At 61.9% G+C, this 658-nt stretch carries 1 protein-coding gene; it reads left to right on the top strand.

Annotated elements, in window-relative coordinates; translation table 11 throughout:
• Window positions 1-658, top strand: a 658-nt coding sequence (locus tag NKJ88_RS32935) for an IS5 family transposase (protein ID WP_352446981.1), incomplete at both ends; no start/stop codon positions are given.

Genomic DNA, 658 nt, shown 5'->3' with positions numbered 1-658 from the left:
GGTGGCAAGCGCCAAGACGCAAGACACGTGGCGGCCAGCACCGCTATTCTGATCTGGCGATCGAGACCACCTTGACGCTGGGCCTTGTGTTTGGCCTGCGGCTGCGCCAGGCAGAAGGCTTGCTGGAATCGGTGCTGCAACTGATGGGGCTGGCGCTCGCTGTCCCCGATCATACCACCCTGAGCCGTCGGGCGCGGAAATGGCAATCGCCCAACAAACGGCATGATCGCCAGGTTCCGCCGGAGGGACCAGTGCATGTTCTTGTCGACAGCACCGGCCTGCAGGTCTACGGCGCGGGTCAGTGGCTGGAGGAGAAGCACGGCGCCAGATCCCGTCGCAGTTGGCGCAAGCTGCATCTGGCACTGGATGCCGACAGCGGCGAGATCATTGCCCATACCCTGACTGATCAGGACACTGGCGATGTCTCTCAAGTTGAGCCACTACTCGACCAGATTGGCGGTCCGATCGGACAGCTTACTGCTGACGGCGCCTATGACGGAAAACCGACTTACGACGCAGTCATCGATCACAGCGCTGCCGCCGCAATCGTCATTCCGCCTCATGCCAACGCGGTCGAACCATTCGACGATAGACCTGCCGGCCAAAGGGACCAGCATATCGCCGCAATCGGCAGAGACGGCCGGATGAAATGGCAGGT

This window comes from Mesorhizobium sp. M0016, assembly GCF_040324035.1.
Lineage (GTDB): Bacteria > Pseudomonadota > Alphaproteobacteria > Rhizobiales > Rhizobiaceae > Mesorhizobium.
This window is presented reverse-complemented; position numbering and strand designations above follow the sequence as displayed.